The organism is Streptomyces wedmorensis (assembly GCF_000716445.1).
Taxonomy (GTDB): domain Bacteria; phylum Actinomycetota; class Actinomycetes; order Streptomycetales; family Streptomycetaceae; genus Streptomyces; species Streptomyces wedmorensis.
Genome location: NZ_JNWK01000028.1, coordinates 102,063 through 124,398 on the forward strand (window position 1 = coordinate 102,063; position 22,336 = coordinate 124,398).

At 72.5% G+C, this 22,336-nt stretch carries 19 protein-coding genes and 1 pseudogene; 12 read left to right on the plus strand and 8 right to left on the minus strand.

Annotated features, from left to right (window positions below; genetic code table 11):
- Window positions 1–3: 3 nt before the first annotated feature.
- The 3 genes from OO54_RS22195 to OO54_RS22205 all read left to right on the plus strand — a co-directional run bounded on the left by OO54_RS22195 (window position 4) and on the right by OO54_RS22205 (window position 3,493).
- The gene (locus tag OO54_RS22195; protein ID WP_051787095.1) at window positions 4–1,131 is read left to right on the plus strand and encodes a threonine aldolase family protein; all 1,128 of its coding nucleotides are present in this window, start codon (window positions 4–6) and stop codon (window positions 1,129–1,131) included.
- On the plus strand, window positions 1,128–1,583 hold the full coding sequence (locus OO54_RS22200; protein ID WP_033205628.1) for a pyridoxamine 5'-phosphate oxidase family protein: 456 nt from the start codon (window positions 1,128–1,130) through the stop codon (window positions 1,581–1,583). The genes OO54_RS22195 and OO54_RS22200 overlap by 4 nt, the downstream gene beginning before the upstream one ends.
- A 158-nt stretch (window positions 1,584–1,741) precedes the next feature.
- Complete coding sequence (locus OO54_RS22205; RefSeq protein WP_033205631.1) at window positions 1,742–3,493, plus strand: FAD-dependent monooxygenase; 1,752 nt, start codon at window positions 1,742–1,744, stop codon at window positions 3,491–3,493.
- An 83-nt stretch (window positions 3,494–3,576) separates the two neighbouring features.
- Here OO54_RS22205 and hemG read toward each other — a convergent pair whose 3' ends face one another.
- The 3 genes from hemG to OO54_RS22220 form a co-directional block, all read right to left on the minus strand.
- Complete coding sequence (hemG, locus tag OO54_RS22210; RefSeq protein WP_033205634.1) at window positions 3,577–5,058, minus strand: protoporphyrinogen oxidase; 1,482 nt, start codon at window positions 5,056–5,058, stop codon at window positions 3,577–3,579.
- Window positions 5,059–5,186: 128 nt separating this feature from the next.
- Window positions 5,187–6,671: an FAD-dependent monooxygenase gene (locus tag OO54_RS22215; RefSeq protein ID WP_033205637.1), complete on the minus strand. Its 1,485-nt coding sequence runs from the start codon at window positions 6,669–6,671 to the stop codon at window positions 5,187–5,189.
- Between the two features lie 29 nt (window positions 6,672–6,700).
- Window positions 6,701–8,215 carry an FAD-dependent monooxygenase gene (locus tag OO54_RS22220; protein ID WP_033205639.1) on the minus strand — a complete coding sequence of 505 codons (1,515 nt, stop codon included), beginning with the start codon at window positions 8,213–8,215 and terminating at the stop codon, window positions 6,701–6,703.
- Window positions 8,216–8,478: 263 nt separating this feature from the next.
- On the opposite strand from OO54_RS22220, the gene OO54_RS22225 reads away from it, so the two are divergent.
- The 3 genes from OO54_RS22225 to OO54_RS22235 all read left to right on the plus strand — a co-directional run bounded on the left by OO54_RS22225 (window position 8,479) and on the right by OO54_RS22235 (window position 10,495).
- A complete protein-coding gene (locus OO54_RS22225; RefSeq protein ID WP_017237250.1) occupies window positions 8,479–9,207 on the plus strand; it encodes an SDR family oxidoreductase in 729 nt (242 codons plus the stop codon).
- A gap of 49 nt (window positions 9,208–9,256) precedes the next feature.
- Window positions 9,257–9,526, plus strand: coding sequence for an acyl carrier protein (locus OO54_RS22230; protein WP_017237251.1), 270 nt, complete (start codon window positions 9,257–9,259; stop codon window positions 9,524–9,526).
- Between the two features lie 90 nt (window positions 9,527–9,616).
- Window positions 9,617–10,495, plus strand: coding sequence for an NmrA/HSCARG family protein (locus tag OO54_RS22235; protein ID WP_106970072.1), 879 nt, complete (start codon window positions 9,617–9,619; stop codon window positions 10,493–10,495).
- A gap of 20 nt (window positions 10,496–10,515) precedes the next feature.
- Here OO54_RS22235 and OO54_RS22240 read toward each other — a convergent pair whose 3' ends face one another.
- Complete coding sequence (locus OO54_RS22240; protein WP_033205642.1) at window positions 10,516–11,133, minus strand: DsbA family protein; 618 nt, start codon at window positions 11,131–11,133, stop codon at window positions 10,516–10,518.
- A gap of 43 nt (window positions 11,134–11,176) precedes the next feature.
- Complete coding sequence (locus OO54_RS22245) at window positions 11,177–11,962, minus strand: SDR family NAD(P)-dependent oxidoreductase (protein WP_017237254.1); 786 nt, start codon at window positions 11,960–11,962, stop codon at window positions 11,177–11,179.
- A gap of 220 nt (window positions 11,963–12,182) precedes the next feature.
- Here OO54_RS22245 and OO54_RS22250 point away from each other — a divergent pair, with 220 nt between their 5' ends.
- From OO54_RS22250 to OO54_RS22275, 6 genes and pseudogenes are all read left to right on the plus strand, one after another.
- On the plus strand, window positions 12,183–13,211 hold the full coding sequence (locus OO54_RS22250) for a methyltransferase (protein ID WP_033205644.1): 1,029 nt from the start codon (window positions 12,183–12,185) through the stop codon (window positions 13,209–13,211).
- A 56-nt stretch (window positions 13,212–13,267) separates the two neighbouring features.
- On the plus strand, window positions 13,268–14,743 hold the full coding sequence (locus OO54_RS22255) for an FAD-dependent monooxygenase (RefSeq protein ID WP_033205645.1): 1,476 nt from the start codon (window positions 13,268–13,270) through the stop codon (window positions 14,741–14,743).
- A gap of 30 nt (window positions 14,744–14,773) precedes the next feature.
- Window positions 14,774–15,733 carry an aromatase/cyclase gene (locus tag OO54_RS22260; protein WP_033205647.1) on the plus strand — a complete coding sequence of 320 codons (960 nt, stop codon included), beginning with the start codon at window positions 14,774–14,776 and terminating at the stop codon, window positions 15,731–15,733.
- A complete protein-coding gene (locus OO54_RS22265; protein ID WP_033205650.1) occupies window positions 15,730–16,872 on the plus strand; it encodes an FAD-dependent monooxygenase in 1,143 nt (380 codons plus the stop codon). The genes OO54_RS22260 and OO54_RS22265 overlap by 4 nt, the downstream gene beginning before the upstream one ends.
- A 4-nt stretch (window positions 16,873–16,876) precedes the next feature.
- A pseudogene (locus OO54_RS22270) lies at window positions 16,877–18,403 on the plus strand (FAD-dependent monooxygenase); the annotation flags it as partial.
- A gap of 55 nt (window positions 18,404–18,458) precedes the next feature.
- Window positions 18,459–19,202 (plus strand): antibiotic biosynthesis monooxygenase family protein, encoded by a 744-nt coding sequence (locus OO54_RS22275; protein WP_033205655.1) that lies wholly within the window; start codon window positions 18,459–18,461, stop codon window positions 19,200–19,202.
- A gap of 74 nt (window positions 19,203–19,276) precedes the next feature.
- On the opposite strand, the gene OO54_RS22280 is transcribed toward OO54_RS22275, so the two are convergent.
- Genes OO54_RS22280 through OO54_RS22290 form a run of 3 tightly spaced genes read right to left on the minus strand, consistent with a single transcriptional unit; the run spans window position 19,277 to window position 22,323 of the window.
- Window positions 19,277–21,166: a hypothetical protein gene (locus OO54_RS22280; protein ID WP_033205657.1), complete on the minus strand. Its 1,890-nt coding sequence runs from the start codon at window positions 21,164–21,166 to the stop codon at window positions 19,277–19,279.
- Window positions 21,163–21,498: a 4Fe-4S dicluster-binding protein gene (locus tag OO54_RS22285; protein ID WP_033205660.1), complete on the minus strand. Its 336-nt coding sequence runs from the start codon at window positions 21,496–21,498 to the stop codon at window positions 21,163–21,165. The genes OO54_RS22280 and OO54_RS22285 overlap by 4 nt, the downstream gene beginning before the upstream one ends.
- A 30-nt stretch (window positions 21,499–21,528) precedes the next feature.
- Window positions 21,529–22,323, minus strand: a complete 795-nt coding sequence (locus OO54_RS22290) for a DUF3050 domain-containing protein (RefSeq protein WP_033205663.1) — start codon at window positions 22,321–22,323, stop codon at window positions 21,529–21,531.
- Window positions 22,324–22,336 lie beyond the last annotated feature (13 nt).

Consider the following 22,336-nt stretch of genomic DNA (forward strand, 5'->3'; position numbering starts at 1 on the left):
GCGATGGCGACCGCCACCCCGCCGCGGCTCGACTTCCGCAGCGACACCCGCACCCTGCCCGACGCCCGGATGCGCGCGGCGATGGCCGGGGCCAGGGTCGGCGACGACGTGTACGGCGACGACCCCACCGTCGCCCTCCTGGAGGAGACGGTCGCCGGACTCCTGGGCACCGAGGCCGCGTTGCTCATGCCCAGCGGCACCATGGCGAACCTCGTCGCCCCGCTCGCCGCGGCCGGCCCGCCCGGGTCGCCGCCGCCCCGCGTGATCGCCGGAGCCGACACCCACATGGCGTTCCTCGAAGCGGACGGGCTGCGCCGCTTCGGCGGGGTCGAGCTCGTGGCGGTGCCACAGCGCCCCGACGGGCTGCCCGACCCGGACGCCCTGACCGCGCTGCTCGCCGCCGGCGCGGAAGGACGCCCGACCGTGGTGTGCCTGGAGAACACCAGCATGATGCGCTCGGGCAACGCCCTCGACGCCGCCGCCACCCGCGCCGTGGCCGACCTGGCCCACCGGTACGGCGCGCACTTCCACCTCGACGGCGCCCGCCTCGCGAACGCGGCCGTGGCGCTCGGCGTCCCGCCCGCCGAACTCGCCGGCCCCGCCGACAGCGTGTCCTTCTCCGTCTCCAAGGGACTCGGCGGCCCGGTCGGCGGACTCCTCTGCGGCACGCGCGAGTACCTCGCGCACGCCCGGGAGTCGAGGACCTGGCTCGGCGGCTCCCTGCACCAGGCGGGCATCGTCGCGGCACCCGCCCTGGTCGCGCTCGGGCGCCTGCCCGAACTCGCCGCCGACCACGAGAAGGCCGCCGCCCTCGCCGACGGGCTCGCCTCGGTGCCCGGCGCCGAGGTGATGCGCCCGCCGCGACCGACCAACATGGTCATGGCCCGACTCGCCGGACTCGCCGCCGACGACTGCGCAACGCGCCTCGCCGAACACGGAGTTCGCGTCCTTCCGCTGCCGAACGGCCATGTCCGCTTCGTCGCGCACCGGTCACACGACATGATCAGTGTGCACGCGGCCGTCAGGGCGGTGGCGGCCGTGGCGGCGACGCTGCCCGCGAGGCCCGGCCGACAACCGAACGAGCCGTCCCCGGCCGGGGAGGGCTCCGCGACATCGATGGAGGAAGCATGACCGACATGCCACCGCGTGGACTGGAGGAGCGGCTCAAGGACACGCGTGCCAGGCTGGAGAACGACATCGACCTCTGGGTCGCCACGTCCGGCGCCGAGGGCGGGGTCCACCTCATCCCCCTCTCGTACCTCTGGGACGGCGCCGCGTTCCTGATCTCCACGCCGCGCGCCTCGGTCACCGGCCGCAACCTCCTCGCCGACGGCCGGGTGCGCCTCGGCCTCGGCCCGACCCGCGACGTGGTGATCGTCGACGGCGTCGCCGAGCCGCTGGACGTCGCCGAGCTCGGCCAGGAGGCCGGGGACGCCTTCGCCGCGAAGACCGGTTTCGACCCGCGCGAACTCGAGCAGCCCTACCAGTACTTCCGCATCCGCCCGCAGCGCACCCAGGCCTGGCGCGAGGCGAACGAGCTGGCCGGCCGCGGCCTGATGCGCGACGGGGTCTGGCTCGGCTGACCCTCGCGCGTCCGCACCCCCACCGCCGGCCGGTCACCCCCGTGACCGACCGGCGGTCGTACGGGCCGGCCCGGTCCAGCCGTTCTTGACCGGATCTGAAGAGCCCTTTGCCAGGCTGCGACGGCAATGCATCCGTCGATATTTCTGGAAGGGCGAACATGGGGACAATCGAGGTTCCGGTCCTGATCGTGGGCGGTGGCGGATGCGGTCTGTCCGCCTCCGTCTTCCTGGCCGACCAGGGCGTCGACCATCTGCTGGTGGAACGGCACCCGGACACGTCGAGGATTCCGAAGGCGCACTATCTCAACCAGCGCACGATGGAGATCTTCCGGCAGCACGGCATCGCCGACGACGTGCTCGCCGAGGCGGCACCGCTGGAGATGTTCGGCAAGGTGCGCTGGCAGACCACGCTCGCGGGCGACGGGCCGATGGACCGCCGTCTGATCCACGAGATGGACGCCTTCGGCGGCGGCGAACTGCGCGAGGGCTACGAGAAGGTCGGGCCCGTCCTGCCGGCCAAGCTGCCGCAGATGTGGCTGGAGCCGATCCTGCGCCGCCACGCGGAGAACCGCAGCCCCGGCCGGATCCTCTTCCACCACGAGCTGACGACCTTCTCCGACGAGGGCGACCACGTCCTGGCCGAGGTGCGGAACGTCGAGACCGGGGAGATCACCACGGTCAAGGCGCAGTACCTGATAGGCGCCGACGGCGGCCGGTTCGTCGGCCCCGAGGTCGGCATCAAGCAGGAAGGCCCGCCCGGACTCGTCAACACCACCACCGCCTACTTCTCCGCCGACCTGTCCGAGTGGTGGGAGGAAGGCACGCTCATCACCCACTTCCTCAGCCCGGAGGACCCCGACCTCTCCAGCAACCTCATCGAGATGGGGCCGAGCTGGGGCAAGGCCTGCGAGCAGTGGGGCCTGCACTTCGCCCCCGGCCCGCCCGGACGCTGGGACGCCGAGACCGTGATCCCGCGCATCCGCGAGCTGCTGCGCCTGCCGGAGCTGGAGATCGAGGTCCACAAGGTCACCGACTGGATCGTGCACGCCCACCTCGCCGACCGCTACCGCGTCGGCCGCGTGCTGATCGCCGGCGACGCCGCGCACCGCCAGCCGCCGGCCGTCGGCCTCGGCCTCAACACCGGCATCCAGGACGCCCACAACCTGGCGTGGAAGCTGGCCGCGGTCGTCAACGGCGGTTCGCCCGACAGCCTGATCGACACCTACGAGGCCGAGCGCCGTCCCGTGGGCCGCGAGAACGTCGACTGGGCCGTGTCCGCTGCCTCCCACCACCAGGTCGTCATCGATGCCATCGGCGTCGGCCACAACATTCCCGCGGGCCGCCGTCTCCAGCGTCTGGAGGCGTACTTCGACCCGTCCGCGAACGGCGACACCGTGCGGGCCCGGGCGCTGGAGATCTTCCACACCCACCGCGGCGGCTGCCAGTCGCTCGACATGGAGGTGGGCTTCGGCTACGAGGAGGGCGCGCTCGTCCCCGACGGCACCGAGCGGCCGGCCCGCGTCCCGATGCGGAACGTGCACGTGCCGACGTCCCGCCCCGGCCACCGGGTGCCGCACGCCTGGATCAGCCGCGACGGCGAGCTCCTCTCCACGATCGACCTCACCGGCACCAGCGGCTACGTGCTGATCACCGGCCCCGAGGGGACGGCGTGGACCGAGGCGGCCGAGCGCGTGGCGGAGAAGTACTCCGTGCCGGTCGTCACGGCCCGCATCGGCGAGGGCGGCGACTACGACGACGTGGACGGCGGATGGGAGGCCGTCCGGCAGATCACCGGCGCCGGCGCGCTCGTGGTCCGTCCCGACGGGCACGTCGCCTACCGCGCCACGGAGGCCGCCGAGGACCCGGAGCAGGTCCTGACCGAGGTGTTCGCGGCCGTCCTCGACCGCTGACGCCGCTCCCGGAAACACGAGAAGGGGCCGTGCCCGATCGGGCACGGCCCCTTCTCGTCGCCGTCAGGGCCTCGGAGGCCGGGTCAGACGCCGACCGCGACCGAGCGGTCGGCGGCCTCCTTCTTCAGGAAGCCCAGGACCTGGTCGGCGGCCTTGCGTGCGGTGGCCATGCAGACGCCGACGCCCACGCCGTCGTACAGCGCGCCGCACACCGCGAGGCCCGGCTGGGTCGCCACCGACTCGCGGATCCGCTTCACCCGGTCCAGGTGCCCGACCGTGTACTGCGGCAGGGCGTCCTCCCATCGGCTCACCCGGCTCGCCACCGGGACGCCGGTCACGCCGATGGCCTCGGCGAGCTCGGCCGCCGCCACCGCGACCAGGTCGGCGTCGTCGCGCAGCAGCAGGTGGTCCTCGCCGAACCGGCCGAGCGCGCAGCGGACGATCTCCACCTCGCCGGCCAGGTGCGGCCACTTCACGGTGGTGAAGGTGACCTCCTTGACGAGCTTCCCCTCCGTCGCCGGCACCCGGTAGGCGGCGTAACCGCGGCCGTGGAGGCCGCCGTTGGCGAACGCGGCGTGCGGGTAGGCGAGCGTCACCGTCGCCACGCTCGAGTACGGGACCTCGGTGAGCGCCGAGGCCGCCGCGGAGGCGCCGGGGACCCCGGCCAGCAGACGGCCCGCGGGGCCGGCCGGCACGGCGACGACGACGGCGTCGGCGTCGAGGTACTCCGGGGCGGTGACCGGGCCCACGGCCAGCCGCCAGCCGTCGGCGGTCCGGGTGAGCTCCCGCACGGACGCCCCGGTGCGCAGCGAGGCGTCCGGCGCGGCGGCCAGCACCTCCCGCACCAGCGTGGGCGGCAGCGAACCGAAGCCGCCCTCCAGGGTGGCGACGCTCACCGGCGGCGGCTTCTCGCCCTCCGCGAGGACGGGCGTCAGCGAGCCCGCCGCGTCCGCGAGGGACACGTGGTTGCGGGAGGCCATCGCCAGCGGCGTCAGCGTCGCCTCGAACGACAGGTCCTCGGCGCGGCCGGAGAACACGCCGGCGAGGAACGGGTCGACGAGCTTGTCCACGACCTCCTGGCCGAGGCGTCCGCCGACGAACGACGCGACCGAGACGTCTCCCTCCCGGTCGAACGAGGGCAGCGCCAGGTCCTGGCGCGCCCGGTCGAGACCGGCGGCGGACAGCACGCCGGACCGGGCCAGGTCGTCCATGTCGCAGGGCACGCCCATGAACTGACGGTCCGGCTGGTGGCGTATGCCGTTCTTGGTGAGGATCGCCGAGGCGGTGACGCCCGCCGACATGATCCGCTCGCCGAGCCCGGCGTCCTTGATCAGGCCGGTCGTCTTGCGGCGGTTGGCGTACAGCGACTCGGCGGCCTCGTCGACCGGCACGCCCGCCACCTCGGAGACCTTCAGCTTGCCGCCGATCCGGTCCGATCCCTCCAGGAGCGTCACCCGGACCGGTTCGTTCCGCAGGTAGAACGCTGCCGCAAGGCCCGCGATACCACCCCCGACGATGACCACGTGGGGCTTTCCGCTCGCCTGATCCCGTTCGCTCCCGGCCATTCCACCAGCTCCTTGATGAATGATGCATACGGTGTCGTAGGGCCCGTCCCGGCGCCGACGGGTCGGCGCCGGGACGGACTTCGGCAGTCTGACCGGGGCTCCAAGAACCCCGGTCGAGTGCGGCTTGACTAGGGCTGCTGCGCGGGCTGCTCTCCGGTGCCGAACCAGCGCGCGAGGGCCTCCGTCAGTTCGTCGACGCTGCCGGGGGAGGTCCAGGCGACGTAGCCGTCGGGGCGGACCAGGACCGCGTCGAGCGCGGGCTCCGGGGCGGTGACCCAGGTGCCGGTGACGACGTCGACCCGGTCGGTCAGGCCGGCCGCGGCCGGAACCGGGGCGCCGTCCGTGGTGACGAGCAGGCCGCGCCCGGTGCGCAGCAGCTCGGCGACCCGGGCGCGGGTGCCGTCGGGCAGGTCGAGCTCCCGGCCGGGCGGCATGCGCAGGCCGAGCAGCGGGTGGTCTCCCTTGCCCAGGTCGTAGCGGACGCCGAGGTTGCTCAGCATGCCGGCGAGGTGCTCGGCGGCGTCCCGGTGGGCGACGAGTTCCGTCATGAGGGAGCGGACCGGGTCCATGTCCTCGCCGGTGAGCCGCAGTTCGATGGCGGCGCGGGCGTTGCGGGCCAACTGCTCTCCGACCGGGTGGCGTTCGGCGTGGTAGGTGTCGAGCAGGCCCTCGGGGGCCGTGCCCTTGACCGCCGCCGCCAGCTTCCAGCCCAGGTTCACCGCGTCCTGGACGCCCACGCTGAGCCCCTGCGCCATGGCCGGGGGCTGGATGTGCGCGGAGTCGCCCGCCAGGAACACCCGGCCGCTGCGGTACGCGGCGGCGGCCCGGGAGGCGTCGGTGAAGCAGCTGATCCACCGGCACTCGCCGTGGTGGAGGGACTCGCCGGTGAGCCGCTGCCAGGCGTCGGCGAGATCGGTGAACGTCAGCGAGTCGCGGTCGCGCGGCGCCGTCCCGGCCTCGTGGACGACCACGCGGGTGACGCCGTTCTCCAGGTCCATCGCCATGATCATGCTGCCGCCCGGCAGGTTCTCGCCGATGCGCCGCTTGCGGGTCTCGATGCCGGTGACGTCGGCGGTGAGGAAGCCGCGCCCGCCGGGGGTGCCGGGGAAGTCGATGCCGGCCAGCTTGCGGACGGAACTCCGTCCGCCGTCGCAGCCGACGAGGTACCGGGCGGTGGTCCCGGTGGCGCCGTCGGGCCCGTCGAGGGCGACCACGACGCCGTCGGCGTCCTCCTCGAAACCGGTCACCTCGTGGCCGCGCAGGATCGGCACGCCGAGCCCGGTCACCCACTCCTCCAGCATCCGCTCGGTGCGGAACTGGGATACGCCCCGGTGCCCGTAGTGGTCCTCGGCCAGCGCGGACAGGTCGATCGGGACCCCGCCGAAGTGGCTGTCGGCCGGCTCGGTCGCGCCGAGCGAGCCGAGCAGGCCCCGCTGGTCGAAGCACTCGGCGGTGCGCTGGGTGAAGCTCGCGCCGCGCGACTCGCGCGCCGGGGCGAGCAGCCGCTCGTAGACGACGACGTCCACGCCGCGCAGGCCGAGTTCGCCCGCCAGCATCAGTCCCACCGGGCCGGCGCCGACGACGATGACATCCCGGGCTGTGTCCCTGGGCATACCTGAGCTCCTTGGTTCGAGGGGGCCGGTCAACGGCCGGCGGGCTGGGGGACGCGGGCGGTGCCGAACCAGCGTCCGAGGACCTCGGCGAGGTCGTCGGCGCTGCCGGGGGAGGTCCAGGCGACGTAGCCGTCGGGGCGGACGAGGACCGCGTCGGGCGCGGACGCGTCGGTGGCGGTGCCGGTGTCGGCTTCCGTGGTGGTGATCCAGGTGCCGGTGACGACGTCGACCCGGTCGGTGAAGCCCTCCGCGAGTTCTCCCGCCTTGCTGTCGCCGGTGGTGACGAGCAGGCCGCGGCCGGTGCGCAGCAGGTCGCCGACGCGGGTGCGGGTGCCGTCCGCCAGGGCGAGTTCGCGGTGCGGGGGCAGGCGCAGGCCGAGCAGCGGGTGGTCGCCCGCGCCGAACGCGTAACGGATGCCGAGGCCGCTCACGATGCCGGCGGCCTGCTCCGCGGCGTCCTTGTGGGCGAGCAGCTCGCCCATGACCTCGCGGATCGGGTCCATGGCGTCGTCGCCGAGGTAGACCTTCTGCGCGGCCCGCGCGTTGCGGATCAACTCGCTTCCTACCGGGTGGCGTTCGGCGTGGTAGGTGTCGAGCAGCCCCTCGGGCGCCCAGCCCCTGACCGTCGCCGCCAGCTTCCATCCGAGGTTCGCGGCGTCCTGGAGTCCGGCACTCAGCCCCCAGGCGGCCAGCGGCGGGATCTCGTGCGCCGCGTCGCCGGCCAGGAGCACCCGGCCGCGCCGGTACTCCTCCGCGTGCGCCGTGGAGTTGCCGGTGGCCCACACCCACTGCGGCTCGGCGTCGTCGATGGACTCGCCGGTCAGCCGCTTCCATGCGGCGGCGACCTCGGCGAAGGTCAGCGCGCCGGGCGTCGGGCGGGCCGGCAGCGAGGGGTCGTGGACGACGATGCGGAGGCGGCCGGGGCCCACCGGGGTGCACACCACCATGCAGCCGCCGGGCAGCCGCTCGCCGATGGGCCGCGGACGCAGGGCGACGCCGGTGATCTCGGCGGTGTACATGCCGCGGGTGGCCTCGTGACCGGGGGCGGCGATGCCCGCCAGGGCCCGGACGGTGCTGTCCGCGCCGTCACAGCCGACCACGTAGGCGGCGGTCTCCTCGCCGGGACCCCCGGGACCGTCGTACGTCACCACGACGCCCTCGGGAGTCTCGCGGAGTCCGGTCACCTCGCGGCCGCGGCGGACCGGGACGCCGAGGTCGGCCAGCCAGCCGCCCAGCGCCTCCTCGGTCCTGGCCTGGGACAGGCCGAGGACTCCGCTGTGGTCCTCGTCGAGCATGCCGAGGTCGAAGCGGACGCCGCCGAAGTGCCCCATCGGGCCCCACCGGAACTCGCCGAGCCGGGCGAGCACCCCGCGCTGCCCCAGGGTCTCGGCGGCCCGCCGGTTGAACCCGAGGGCGCGGGACTCGCCGCTGGGCGCGGGCAGCTTGTCGTAGACGACCACGTCCACGCCGCCGAGCCGGAGTTCTCCGGCGAGGAACAGGCCGACGGGCCCGGCACCCACCACGATGACGTCGGTTGTTTTCATTATTGAGACCCTCTGCGCTGTGGCGACTGTTGGCCATGGTGAAGCTACTCAGCGCCGTGTTCGTCTGCAATGAAAAGAATGCGGGCATGCCGGAGCGGCGTTCAACCGAGGAATAGGCGTGCTTGAACGCCGCTATTGAACGCTTGAACGCGGGAGCCGAATGGCAATGTCGGAGGTGCTCCCGGCTTTTGCCTCTTACTAACGTCGAGTCATCAGCAATTCGGCGCGCCTCGTGAGGAACGCCCCTCAGGAAAGGAAATGACGTGCCGGACGGGAAGGTCGCGCTCATCACGGGCGCCAACAAGGGCATCGGGTTCGCCGTCGCGCGGCAGCTCGGCGAGCAGGGCGTCACCGTCCTCGTCGGCGCCCGGGACGAGGTGCGGGGCAAGCAGGCCGCCGACGCGCTCGCCGCCGACGGGATCACCGCGGTGCCGCTGCGCCTCGACGTGACGGACCCGGCCTCCGTGGCCGAGGCCGCCGGCGAGATCGAGCGGCGGTACGGACGCCTCGACATCCTGGTCAACAACGCCGGTGTCGCGGGCGGCTTCACCGGCACGGCGGACGAGGCGACCGCGGACGACCTGCGGGAGGTCTACGAGACCAACGTCTTCGGGGTGGTCACCGTGACCCGCGCGCTGCTGCCGCTGCTGCGCCGCTCCGAGGCCGGCCGTGTCGTCAACCTGTCCAGCCACGTCGGCTCGCTGACCCTGAACTCCGCTCCGGGCTCGCCGCTCGCGGGTCTCGACATGATCGCCTACCAGTCCTCGAAGACCGCGCTGAACGCGCTGACGGTGGCCTACGCGAAGGCGCTGCGCGGCACTCCGATCAAGGTCAACGCCGCCCTTCCCGGAGTGGTGGCGACGGACATCAACCATCACCGCGGTCACCGCACACCCGCCGAGGGAGCGGGGATCGCGGTCCGGCTCGCCCTGCTCGACGAGACCGGACCGTCGGGCGCCTGCCTGGCGGACGACGGAACCGTGCCGTGGTAGCGCGGCGCGGCTCCGACCGAGAGTCACCCACAGAGAAAGAGGAACGGCTGTGCTGCAGATAACGATCGGCGACCTCCAGACCATCATGCGCCAGTGCGCCGGCGAGGCCGAGGACGCGCTGCCCCTCGACCAGGCGCCCGACAGCCCCTTCGACGAGCTGGGTTACGACTCCCTCGCGCTCCTGGAGACGTACAGCCGGATCGAGCGGGACTTCGGCATCGAGCTCAACGAGGACGAGATCGGCCTGATCAACACCGCCGGGGAGCTCGTCGAGTTCGTGAACTCGCTGCTCCAGCTGAAGGTCATGTCGGCGGCCTGATCCCGCGGGGGATCGCGGCCGCTCGCGGCCACCACATCGGAACGCCACGCGGGGCGGGGACCCGGCGGGCGACACACACGGAGGAAGACAGTGGCGGTTGAAGGAACGATCCTCGTGCTCGGCGGTACGGGCCGGCAGGGCGGGGCGGTGGCCCGCGAGTTGCTGCGGCGCGGCGCCACCGTGCACGCCCTGGTCCGCGACCCGGGCAAGGAGGAGGCACGGGCCCTGGCGGAGGCGGGTGCCGTCCTCGTCCGGGGCGACCTGGACGACCCGGCGTCGCTGGCGGCGGCGATGGAGGGCGTCGACGGAGTGTTCAGCGTCCAGACGTTCCGCGGCCCCGGCGGGTGCGAGGCGGAGGTGCGGCAGGGCAGGGCGGTCGCGGACGCGGCGGTCCTGGCCGGGGTGCGGCACTTCGTCTACAGCTCGGTCGGCGGCGCGGACCGGGACACCCGGGTCCCGCACTTCGAGAGCAAGCTGGAGGTCGAGGAGTACCTGCGGACGCTCGACCTGCCGACGACGGTGCTGCGGCCCGTCATGTTCCACGACATCCTCCTCGACATCGCCCCGCGTCCGGTGGAGGGCGAGCTCGTGCTGTCCATGTGGCTGGACCCGGACACGTCCGTGCAGCTCATCGCCACCAGCGACATCGGCGTCTTCGCCGCGGAGGCCTTCGAGAACCCGGAGGCCTGGCTCGGCAGGGTCGTCGAGATCGCCGGCGAGGACCTGACCGGACCGCAGATGGCGGCCGCGTTCGAGGCCGCGTCCGGGGTGCCGACCCGCTACCAGCAGCTGCCCATCGAGCCGCTGCGCGCCCACCGCGAGGACCTCGCCAACATGTTCGACTGGTTCGAGCGCGACGGCTACCACGCCGACCTGCCGGAACTGCGCCGGATCAGGCCGAACCTCGTCTCCCTCGAGGCATGGCTGAGCGACAACTGGACCGCTCCCCTCGTGGGGGCCCGACGCTGACGACATGGCTCGCGGAGCTCTCAGGAGAAGATCGGATCGCGGGTACGGGTGCGCTTGAGCTCGAAGAACCCGTCGGTCCCCGCCACCGCGAGCACCCCGTCCCAGAGCCGTACGGCGGCCTCGCCGCGCGGAGTCGGGGTCACCACGGGGCCGAAGAACGCCACGTCCCCCACCGCGACGACGGGGGTCCCCACGTCGGTGCCGACGCGGCCGATGCCGTCCTGGTGCGAGGCCCGCACCGAGGCGTCGTACGCGTCGGACCCGGCCGCCTCCGCGAGGGCCGGGTCGAGGCCCGCGGCGGCCAGCGCCGCCGCGTAGGTGGCCCGCTCCTTGGGCGCCTTCCCGAGGTGGAACCGGGTGCCGAGCTCGGTGTACAGCGCGCCGAGCACCTCGGAGCCGTACTCCTTCTCGGCGGCGGCCAGGACCCGCACCGGCTCCATGCGCAGCGCCAGGTCCCGGTGCCAGCGCTCCGGCAGGTCGGGGCGGCCCTCGTTGAGCACGGTCAGGCTCATGATGTGCCAGCGCACGTCGAGGGGCCGGTGCCGCGCGACCTCGTGGATCCAGCGGGAGGTCAGCCACGCCCAGGGGCAGGTCGGGTCGAACCAGAAGTCGACCGGGGTCGGGGTGGTGTGCGGCAACGTCGGCTCCTCGATGTGTCCGTGCTCGTGTCCGTCGGCTCGATCAGTAGTTGCCGAGGCCGCCGCAGACGTTCATGGCCTGCGCGGTGACGGGGGCCGCCGCGTCGGAGACGAGGTACGAGACGAGGCCGGCCACCTCCTCGGCGGTGGAGTAGCGGCCCAGCGGGATCTTCGCCTCGAAGCGCTCCAGGATCTCCGCCTCGGAGGTCTCGAAGTGCGCGGCGTAGCCCTGGCGGACCCGCTGCGCCATCGGGGTCTCGACATAGCCGGGGCAGACGGCGTTGACCGTGACACCGGTCTTCGCGAGCTCCAGGCCGAGCGCCTTGGTGAAGCCGATGACACCGTGCTTGGACGCCGAGTAGGGGGCGCCCAGGACGACACCCTGCTTACCGCCCGTGGAGGCGATGTTGATGATGCGACCCCAGCCGCGCCCGACCGGGTCCCCCTTCTTCAGGACCGCGCGCGTCATCAGGAAGACGCTGTTCAGGTTGGTGTCGATGACGTCGTACCAGAGCTCGTCCGCGATCTCCGCGGTCTCGCCGCCGCCGCTGCGGCCGGCGTTGTTGACCAGGATGTCGATCCGGCCGTACCGCTCGACGACCTCGTCGACGAGGCGCTCCACGTCGGCGGGCTTGCGCACGTCGGCGGCCAGGCCGTCGGCGTCGTGACCGGCGGCGCGGAGCTTGGCGACCGTCTCCTGGACGTTCTCCTCGTTGCGCGCGCAGAGGAAGACCTTGTGCCCCTGGCTCGCGAGGTTCTCGGCGACGGCGAGGCCGATGCCGCTCGTTCCGCCGGTGATCAGCGCTATCTGCTGTCCGTTGTCGGCCATTCCGCCTGCTCCTTCTCGGGATGTATGTGGGGCCGTGACAATCTGACAAGGAGGGCCGGAATCCCGGTCGAGGAGCGGTGGAGGTTCCTCTCCGTTCAACCGCACAGATTCTCCGGTTGAACGTTCGAGTCAACAATTTCAAAAGTGTCTGGTTGCGGGCCCGAGAAGCGCCGACCTATCGTCGGGAAATCCACGAAAAAGGCGCTCCGGAAGGAAAGTAATGTCCGAAAAGACCGAGGTCCGCGACCAGTCCGACTCGTACGCCCTGCTCAACCTGATCCAGGGTGCCGTCATTACCCAGGCCCTTTCCGTCGCGGCCAAGCTCGGTGTCGCGGACGTCCTCGCCGACGGGCCGCTGTCCGCCGCCGACATCGCCGGACGCGTCGGCGCCGACGCCAAGGCGACCCACCGCATCCTGCGCGCGCTGGCCGGCCACGGCGTCTTCGCGGTCGGCTCGGACGGCCGTTACGAGAACACCCCGCTCTCCGACAAGCTCCGCGAGGACGCCCCGGACTCGATGCGCGGCTTCGCCGTCCTGATGAGCCACCCGCTGCTGCACGAGGAGTGGGGCCACCTCGCCGCCACCGTCGAGACCGGCGAGCCCAACCTGCCGAAGCTGCGCGGCATGGGCGCGCTCGACTTCTTCCACGCCACGCCCGAGTACGCCAACGTCTTCTTCCAGGCCTTCGGCGGCCTCTCCCTCTCGGAGACCGGCCCGATCCTGGACGCCTACGACTTCACCCAGTTCGGCACCGTCGTCGACGTCATCGCCGGCCGCGGCAACCTCCTCGCGGGCATCCTCCAGCAGGCCCCGGACGCCAAGGGCGTGCTGTACGACTCCGAGGTCGCCACCGTCGACTCGCAGTCGCTCTTCGAGGAGGCCGGCGTCGCCGACCGCTTCACCATCGAGCACGGCGGGTACCTCGACAAGCTGCCGTCGGGCGCCGACGCCTACGTCTTCAAGCACATCATCCACGACTTCTCCGAGGAGGACGCCGTGACCGCCCTGCGCAACGCGCGCGAGGCGATCGCCCCGGGCGGCAAGCTGCTCGTCATCGAGTACGTGCTCCCCGAGAACAACGAGAACCACCTCGGTCACACCATCGACCTCTGGCTGATGCTGATGCTCGGCGCCCAGGACCGCACGCTCGCCGAGTACACCGAGCTGTTCGCCAAGGCCGGCTTCCAGGTCACCCGCGCCGTCCCCACCAGCGCGCCGATCTCCATCATCGAGGCGATCGCGGTCTGACACCGCGCACCGCCGCTTCCCCCCATCGCAGAGGTCGAGGCACAGGACAGGAAAACATGGAAACCGATGTGATCGTGATCGGTGCGGGGCCCGCGGGACTGACGCTCGCGGCCGAACTCCGCCTCGGCGGCGCCGACGTCGTCGTCTTCGAACAGCGGGGGGAGCGGAGCTGGGAGTCGCGCGGCATCGGCTTCACCGCGCGCGCCACCGAGATGTTCCACCAGCGCGGGATCCTCGAACGCCTGGAGAACATCGAAGTCACCCGGCAGGGCCACTTCGGCGGCATCCCGATCGACTACGGGGTGCTCGAAGGCTCGCACTTCGGTGTGCGGGGCGCGCCCCAGTACAAGATCGAGGAGATGCTCGAGAACCGGGCCGTCGAGCTCGGCGCGGACCTGCGCCGCGGCTACGAGTTCACCGGCTTCACCGAGGACGAGGACGGCGTCACCGTCACCGTCCGGGGCCCGGAGGGAATCGAGGAGCACACCGCCCGCTACCTGGTGGGCTGCGACGGCGGCCGGAGCACCGTCCGGCGCCAGGCGGGCTTCGAGTTCGCCGGCTCCGACGCCACCCGCGAGATGTACCTGGCCGACGTCCGCGGCTGCGACATCAAGCCCCGCATGATCGGCGAACTCCGGCCCAACGGCATGGTGATGGCCGCACCGCTCGAAGAGGGCTACACCCGGATCATCGTCTGCGAGAACGGGGCGTCCCCCGACCGCCGCCGCGAGGTGACCTTCCCCCAGGTCGCGGACGCCTGGCAGCGGCTCACCGGCGACTCCATCCACCACGGCGAGACCCGCTGGGTCAGCGCCTTCACCGACGCCACCCGCCAGGCCACCGAGTACCGGCGCGGCCGGGTGCTCCTCGCCGGCGACGCCGCGCACATCCACCTGCCCGCCGGCGGGCAGGGGCTGAGCGTCGGCGTGCAGGACGCCTTCAACCTCGGCTGGAAGCTGGCCGCGACCGTCAAGGGCACCGCCCCCGAGGGCCTGCTCGACACGTACCACGCCGAACGCCACCCGGTGGGGGCCCGGCTCCTGCGCAACACCCTCGCGCAGGGGACGCTGAACCTCACCGGCAAGTCGGTCGAGCCGATGCGGGCCGTCATGGCCGAGCTCATCGCGCTCCGGCCGGTGGCCCGGCACCTGTCCGGCATGGTCAGCGGCTTCGACATCCGGTACGCGATCGGCGCCGGGGACGGCGCGGGGCACCCGCTGCTCGGCACCCGCCTCGCCGACCGCGACCTGGAGCTCGCCGACGGCGGGCACGACCGGACCGCCCGGCTGCTGCACACCGCCCGCGGCGTCCTCATCACCGCCGACGCCACCGGCGCGACCGCCGAGGCCGCCGCCGGCTGGTCCGACCGGGTCGACGTGGTCCGGGTGAAGAGCTTCCCCGCGGGCCCCGAGGAGGGCGACGCCCCGACCGAGTCGGTCCTCGTCCGCCCCGACGGATACATCGCCTGGACCGCCCCCGACGGCGGCGACCTCCAGGCCGCCCTGCACCACTGGTTCGGCGACGCCGGCTAGAGGCCCCGTTTACCCGAGAGGAGAAGAAACGTGACCGAGAACGCGGTACGTGAAACGGAACACGAGATCACCGTCTCCGCGCCCGCCGAACTGGTGTACGCACTGATCGCGGACGTCGCCAGGTGGCCGGAGACCTTCCCCCCGACCGTCCACGCCGAGGTCGTCGAACGGGACGGCGACGACGAGCTGATCCAGCTCTGGGCCACCGCCAACGGCACCGCCAAGACCTGGACCTCCCGCCGTGTGCACGACGCGGCCGGCAAGAGCGTGACGTTCCGCCAGGAGCGCTCGCAGCACCCCGTCGGCGCCATGGGCGGCGCCTGGATCGTCGAGCCCGTCACCGCGGACTCCTGCCGGGTCCGGCTGCTGCACGACTTCCGCGCGGCCACCGACGACCCGGCCGACCTCGACTGGATCAGCCAGGCCGTCGACCGCAACAGCGCCTCCGAACTCCAGGCCCTGAAGGCGAGCGCCGAGGCCGCCGGCCCCGACGACCTCCTCACCTTCGACGACACCGTGACCGTCGAGGGCAGCGGCAAGGACGTCTACGAGTTCCTCAACGACGCCCAGTTCTGGCGCGACCGGCTCCCGCACGTCGCCCGGGTCACCCTCGAAGAGGACGAACCCGGCCTCCAGATCCTGGAGATGGACACCCGCACCAAGGACGGCTCCACCCACACCACCCGGTCCGTCCGCGTCTGCAAGAGCGCGACGACCATCGTGTACAAGCAGATCGTCCTGCCCGCCCTCATGACCCTGCACACCGGCCGCTGGCTCATCGAGGACCGCCCCGGCGGCGGCGTGAGCGTGACCTCGCGCCACACCGTGCGGATCAACACCGAGAACATCACCACCGTGCTCGGCGAGGGCGTCACCGTCCAGACCGCGCGCGAGTACGTCCAGAACGCCCTGAGCGGCAACAGCCTCGCCACCCTGCGCCTCGCCAAGGCGTACGCCGAGGGTGTCGGCGGCGGGCGCACGGCACAGTGAGCCCGTCCCGGGCGGACGCGCGGGTCGTCGTCGTCGGCGCGGGCCCCGTCGGGCTCCTGCTGGCCTGCGAGCTGAGGCGGGCCCGGGTCGAGACGGTGGTGGTGGAGCGACTGGCCCGTCCGATGGACGAATCCCGGGCCAGCCAGCTCAGCACCCGCACCGCCGAAATCCTCCACGAGCGCGGCTTCGACGCGCTGCTCGCCGGGGCCGCGCACGAGCCGCGCACCCACTTCGGCGGGCTCGGGTTCGCGCTCACCCCGGTCGACAGCGCGTACGCCGGCAACTGGAAGGTGCCCCAGTACCGCACCGAGGCCGCCCTCGGCGAGCGCGCGGCCGAGCTCGGCGCCGCCGTGCTCCGCGCGCACGAACTCACCGCGCTCACCGAGGAGGCGGACCACGTCCGCTGCGGGATTCAGGGCCCCGACGGGCCCCTGACCCTCCGCGCCGACTACGTGGTGGGCTGCGACGGCGCCCACAGCACGGTCCGACGGCTCGCCGGCATCCCCGTCACCTCCACACCGGCGACCAAGGAACTCCTCCGGGCCGACGTCACGGGCCTCACCGTCCGCGACCGCCGGTTCGAACGCCTCACCGGCGGCTTCGCCGTGGCCATGACCCGGGACGGAACCACCCGGGTGATGGTCCACGCGTTCGACACCCCACCGGCCGCACGCTCAGGGCCGCCCGCCTTCGAAGAAGTCGTCGACGCCTGGCGGCGGGTGACCGGAGAGGACATCTCCGCCGGCACCCCCGTCTGGCTCGACGCCTTCGACAACGCCAAGGGACAGGCCGACACCTACCGCAAGGGCCGGATCCTCCTCGCCGGCGACGCCGCCCACTGGCACCCGCCCGTCGGCGGCCAGGCCCTCAACACCGGGCTCCAGGACGCCGCCGACCTGGGACCCCGACTCGCCGCGGCCGTCCTCGACCGCGCCGCGCCCCCGACCCTCGACCCCTACCACGACACCCGGCACCCCGTCGGCGCACGGGTGCTCCGGCACGTCGCGGCCCAGGAACAGCTGATGCTCGACGGCCCCGGCATCGAGCCGCTGCGCACGGTGCTCTCCGAACTCATCGGCCTCGACCGGGTCCGCGCCCACCTCACCGCCAGGGCGAGCAACCTCGACCAACGGATCTGAAGAACACACGGGAAGTACGGACACGCATGGAAGGCAGGGAAAGACAGTGACAGCGCACGACTTCGACACTGACGTGATCATCGTGGGAGCCGGCCCCACCGGCCTCATGCTCGCGGGCGAACTGCGCCTCGCGGGCATCGACGCCGTCGTCCTGGAGCGGCTCACCGAGCCGATGCGCCAGTCGCGCGCACTCGGCTTCTCGGCCCGCACCATGGAGGAGTTCGACCAGCGCGGACTCCTCGGCGCCTTCGGCGACATGGGCGTCATCCCGATCGGCCACTTCGGCGGCATGCCGCTCGACTACACCGTCATACCGGGCGGCAACTTCGGCGTGCGCGGCGTGCCGCAGGCCCTCACCGAGGCGATCATCAACAAGTGGTCGGCCGGCCTCGGCGCCGACATCCGCCGCGGCTGGCAGGTCACCGGCGTGACCGACGGCGCCGACGGCGTCGAGGTGACCGCCGACACCCCCGACGGCCCGCGCACCCTGCGCGCCCGCTACGCGGTGGGCGCCGACGGCGGCCGCAGCGCGGTCCGCAAGCTCGCCGGCATCGACTTCCCCGGCCACGAGGCCACCCTCGAGATGCTGATGGCCGACGTCACCGACGTCCAGGTGCGGCTGCGCCCCACCGGCGAGCTCGGCGACGCGGGCATGGTCGTCGTCCTTCCCGTCGGCCCCAACACCACCCGGGTCGTCGTCTTCGAGCGCGGCGCGGGCGTCCGCCCGACCACCGAGCCGCCCACCTTCGAGCAGGTCGCCGACGCCTTCAAGCGGGTCACCGGCGACGACATCAGCGCCGGCAAGCCGGTGTGGCTCAGCTACTTCACCGACTCCAGCCGCCAGGCCGCCCAGTACCGCAAGGGCCGGGTCTTCCTCGCCGGCGACGCGGCGCACACCCACATGCCGATCGGCGCGCAGGGCATCAGCGCGGGCCTCGGCGACGCCGTCAACCTCGGCTGGAAGCTCGCCGCCGAGATCAAGGGCACCGCCCCCGAGGGCCTGCTCGACACGTACCACACCGAGCGGCACACCGTCGCGGCCCGCATCCTGGCCAACACGCTCACCCAGCGCAGCCTGTACCTCGGCGGCCCCGAGATGGACCCGATGCGGGCCGTCTTCGCCGAGCTCCTCGCGTACGACGACGTCCGCAAGCACCTCGTCGGCATGGTCACCGGCCTCGACATCACCTACGACGCCGGCGCCGGCGACCACCCGCTGCTCGGCCGCCGCCTGCCGGACTTCGCCCTCACCGGACCGGACGGCGAGACGACCGCGTACCGCGCCCTGCACGCCGGGCGCGCCGTCCTGTTCGACCTGAGCGGCGACGCCGCCGTCGCCGCCGCGGCCCGCCCGTGGAGCGACCGGGTCGACACGGTCACCGCGGCAGCCCGCCCCGAGGGCGCGCTCGCGGACGTCGACGCGGTCCTCGTCCGCCCCGACGGCTACACCGCCTGGATCGCCACCGACGGGGCCGCCGGCCTCGACGACGCCCTGAACCGCTGGTTCGGCGCGGCCCGCGACGACCTCTAGGACACCCGACGCCCCGCGCCGCGGGGCGTCCCCCTTTCTTACCCAAGGAGCAACCATGCCGATCATCAGCCCCGAGGCCGGGCACCTGACCGTCCTCAACCTCTTCAAGACCGACTCCCGCGACCGCGTGGACACGCTCGTCACGGAGATGAAGAAGATCGTCGACGTCGCGGCCTACCCCGGCTGGATCTCCAGCACCGTGCACCGCGGCGAGCAGAACCCCGGCACCCTCAACTTCATCCAGTGGCGCGGGATGGACGACCTGGAGTCCCGCTACAAGGACAGCGAGTTCAAGCACCACACCGTCCCCGTCTTCCGCGAGATCACCACCTACGTGCGCCTCATGCAGAACGAGGTGGAGTTCACCCGGCGCCACCCCGAGCTCGGTGACGCCACCGAGGTCTCGCCCGAGCGCGACGACTACACGGTCGTCGAGATCCTCGGTGTGAAGCCGGCCCAGCAGAGCGCCCTGATCAAGGCCCTCGGCTCCGCCCACGACTTCCTCGTGGACGTCCCCGGCTACCGCTCGCAGAGCGTCCTGCGCGGCATCCGCTCCCGCAACCTGGACGGCGGCGAGGGCACCCTGGCGACCGTCGGCACCGACAACGACTTCGTCATCGTCTACTCCCAGTGGGCCGACAAGAAGGCCTACGACGCCCACCGCAACCAGGACGAGGCCGACTGGTCCGCCGCCCGCAGCGCCTTCCAGAGCAAGCAGTACTCGCTGATCACCAGCATCGACTGGAACAGCTACCGCGCCGTCCACACCCGCTCCGCCGAACAGCCCGTGGCGGTCTGACCTCCCGGACGCGACCACCACGTGGGGCCCCTGGCTTTCGCCAGGGGCCCCACGTGGTTCTCCGGTGCCGTCCGCTAGACGGCGATCCTGTCCCAGTGCCACTGCGAGTCGAACGACGTCACCTCGATGTGCGCGCCGTCGGCGACCAGCGCGGCCGCCAGGCTCGTCGCCCGCGCGATGAACGCCGACACCCGGTCCGCCGCCAGGAGGTCCTGCTCGTCGAACGGCAGCCCCTCGCAGCGCAGCAGCCGCAGGTCCATGAACCCGTTGAACCTGCGGCCCAGCACCTCCACCGCCTGCGGGCTGCGGACGGTGAAGCGCACCTTGGCCGCGACGTGGCCGTTGTGGTGCTGGTCGGAGTAGTACGCGATGTCCGGGATCGCCGGCGGCACGAAGTGGTCCCGCGCCGCGATCTCCGGCACCTTCGGCAGGTTCCCGACCAGGAAGTGCCACGAGTTGTACTGCATCCGCGAGGAGATGGCCCACGCGGTGTCCGCCAGGTGCGAGGCGGAGCCGCCGAAGAGCCGCCGGGACTCAGACGACGGCACGACACAGCAGAAGAAGTGCGGGATCTCCCACGCGGCGATCTTCGGGAACTCCTCCGCGCGCAGCGCCTCGATCAGCGCCGGCAGCGAACGCATCCCCCGGCTCATCGCGAAGTCGGCGTCGAAGACCTCCGTCGCCGCCCGCACGCTCTCGTACACCAGGGACTCCAGGCCCGAGCCGAACTCGCCGTGCGCCTCGGCCAGCCAGCCGGGCGCCGCCTCCAGGTCCGCGGTGAGCCCGGCCAGGGTGTCGCCGGTGAGCGGCAGCCGCTCCCGCAGACGGGCGCAGAGCGCCGCCTCCAGCTGTTCCGCGTCGTCCTTGACGGGTCCGGCGACCCGCTCGATCTTGTGCATCAGCGGGCCGTAGATCTCCCGGTAGAGCTGGACGGTGCCGGTCGCCATGAGCTCCCGGCGCCGGGCGGCCAGCGCGCCGGCGAGCTCGCCGAGCGCGGCCACCCCGTGCGAGGCGGGGGCCGGCACCGGCGGCAGCGTGGCGTCGGCCGCGTTGTACGCGCTCCGCGTCCGCTCGAAGAGCAGCGCCACGTGGTCGAGCGTCAGCTGCGTCCCGTTGGCCTCCTCGATCCGCCCGTACCCGGACGAGCGGACCAGGAGCGTGAGGCAGACGACGAGCAGCACGTCGCTGTCCGACCACAGCTCCAGCGGCACCGACGCCAGGGTGCTGAGCGCGCAGTCGGGGTGCCCCGGCCGCAGCGTCTTGCCCGTCAGCGTGTTCCGGTCGCGGAAGTTGGTGTACTGCCGCTCACCCGCGTACAGGATGAACGGCGCGGTCCGCAGCGCCGCCTCCGTGAGGTCGTCGAGCAGCCCGCGACGGCCGTCCGCGCCCGCCGCGAGCAGGTACTGGCGGCAGTCGGCGACCGACGCGTGCCACCGGTCGTCGGCCAGCGCCAGCTCGACCTGGTAGTCCGCGAGGTCCTCGGCCGTCCACGGCACCCGCAGGACACCGTCGACGAGTTCGGCCTCGCCGCTCAGCGGTCCCTTCGACGGCACCCGGACGACCAGCCGGCCGCTCCGGTCGAGACCGATCTCGCCGAGGAACGCGGTCGCCGCGCCCTCGGCCCGGTCGGTGGTCCGGACGTCGTCCCGCCACGACCGGCCGACGAGCACCTTCAGCGCGGTCTCGTCCTCCACGGGCAGCGCCCGCAGCTGGATGTCGGCCGGCACGTGCCCGGCCAGCGTCAGCAGCGTGTCGACCGACGTGGCCAGGTCCGGGGCGTCGACCGCCTGCTGCCAGGTCTGCCGCAGCAGGGCCGGGAACCCGGAGTTCTCCGGCACCTTGTAGTCGGGTTCCTCCGAGGCCCCGGCCGGCCGGCCGAGACGGCTCGGCCGGCGGCTCTGCCGCGCCTTCGCGAGTGCCTCCCGGCGGGTCATGGTGCCGTCCCGCTCGGTGGGGAAGCTCATGCCGCACCCCCGGCCGTCAGGTCGATGTGCTCCCACATGCGGGCCTCCGTCGCGGTCCACTCCTCGTCGACGTAGATGCAGTCGACCGGGCAGACCATCACGCACACGGGGCAGCCGGAGCAGAGCTCCGGCACGATGACCACGTTCAGCCCGTCGTCGAAGACCGCCCCGAACTCGGACGGGCAGCTGCGCAGGCACGTGTCGCAGGTGATGCACTCCGACGTCTCGATCCGCCGCGGAGGCTTCTTCCAGTTCTCGTCCCGCGTCCGCGAGGCGATCCGTTCGGCGCGTCCGCTCCCGGTGACCGCGGGAGTCTCCTTCACCTTCGCCATGTATGTGCTCTCCTCACAAGAGTCTTCCCGTCAGCGGGTGTTCGCGGTGATCGCGTTGGAGATGCCGTCCCACAGCCGGGTACGGGCCGCGAGCGCGCGGTCGACGGTGTCCTCGCACTCGGCCCACTTGGCCTCGTCGTCGCCGCACAGGTCGGCGAGCATCTGCATGGCCATCGGGGTGTGTTCCTCGGCGTCCACCTGGATGTGGCGGCGGAGGTAGTCGACGAACGTGGACAGCGTGCCGTGCCCGGCGTCGAGCGCGGCGACCTGGTCGAACATGTCGGGGATCAGGTCCTCGCGGCCGAAGGCGAACGCCGCGGCCTGGCAGTGCACCGGCGCGTTGTCGATGAAGTCCCAGGTGGTGCCCACGAACTCGGCCACCGAAAGCGGCACGCCCGCCTCGTCGAGGGCGGCCGGGACGGGACGGCCCGCGCGGAGCAGGCCGATGAAGGCGTCGATGCGCGTGGTGTCCGCGCCGGCCTGGCGCATGCCGTCCACGTACAGCTCGAAGTGGCTGATGAAGCCGTCGCCCAGCTCGTCGCTCTCCTCGACGAGCACGATGTCGTTGATGAGCCGGCGGCTGCCGGTGGCGGCCGACGGCAGCCAGGGCACCTCGACGCACGTCAGCTCGCGCTGGAGGGACTTGAGCAGCGACATGAAGTCCCACACGGCGAAGACGTGGTGCTCCATGAAGGTGACGACCGCGTCCACCGAGTCCAGCTGGTGGTAGATCGCATGGCTCAACACCTTCTGGCGGGCCGGCTCGATGGCGCCCTTGAGCGTCTCGATGGCCGGGTTGGTGCCATCCCATTCGTACCGCGACATGATGGTTCTCTCC

Coding starts and splice junctions, on each gene's coding strand:
- OO54_RS22195 (WP_051787095.1), top strand. CDS start 4: ATGGCGACCGCCACCCCGCCGCGGCTCGACTTCCGCAGCGACACCCGC.
- OO54_RS22200 (WP_033205628.1), top strand. CDS start 1,128: ATGACCGACATGCCACCGCGTGGACTGGAGGAGCGGCTCAAGGACACG.
- OO54_RS22205 (WP_033205631.1), top strand. CDS start 1,742: ATGGGGACAATCGAGGTTCCGGTCCTGATCGTGGGCGGTGGCGGATGC.
- hemG (WP_033205634.1), bottom strand. CDS start 5,058: ATGGCCGGGAGCGAACGGGATCAGGCGAGCGGAAAGCCCCACGTGGTC.
- OO54_RS22215 (WP_033205637.1), bottom strand. CDS start 6,671: ATGCCCAGGGACACAGCCCGGGATGTCATCGTCGTCGGCGCCGGCCCG.
- OO54_RS22220 (WP_033205639.1), bottom strand. CDS start 8,215: ATGAAAACAACCGACGTCATCGTGGTGGGTGCCGGGCCCGTCGGCCTG.
- OO54_RS22245 (WP_017237254.1), bottom strand. CDS start 11,962: ATGGCCGACAACGGACAGCAGATAGCGCTGATCACCGGCGGAACGAGC.
- OO54_RS22250 (WP_033205644.1), top strand. CDS start 12,183: ATGTCCGAAAAGACCGAGGTCCGCGACCAGTCCGACTCGTACGCCCTG.
- OO54_RS22255 (WP_033205645.1), top strand. CDS start 13,268: ATGGAAACCGATGTGATCGTGATCGGTGCGGGGCCCGCGGGACTGACG.
- OO54_RS22275 (WP_033205655.1), top strand. CDS start 18,459: ATGCCGATCATCAGCCCCGAGGCCGGGCACCTGACCGTCCTCAACCTC.
- OO54_RS22280 (WP_033205657.1), bottom strand. CDS start 21,166: ATGAGCTTCCCCACCGAGCGGGACGGCACCATGACCCGCCGGGAGGCA.
- OO54_RS22285 (WP_033205660.1), bottom strand. CDS start 21,498: ATGGCGAAGGTGAAGGAGACTCCCGCGGTCACCGGGAGCGGACGCGCC.
- OO54_RS22290 (WP_033205663.1), bottom strand. CDS start 22,323: ATGTCGCGGTACGAATGGGATGGCACCAACCCGGCCATCGAGACGCTC.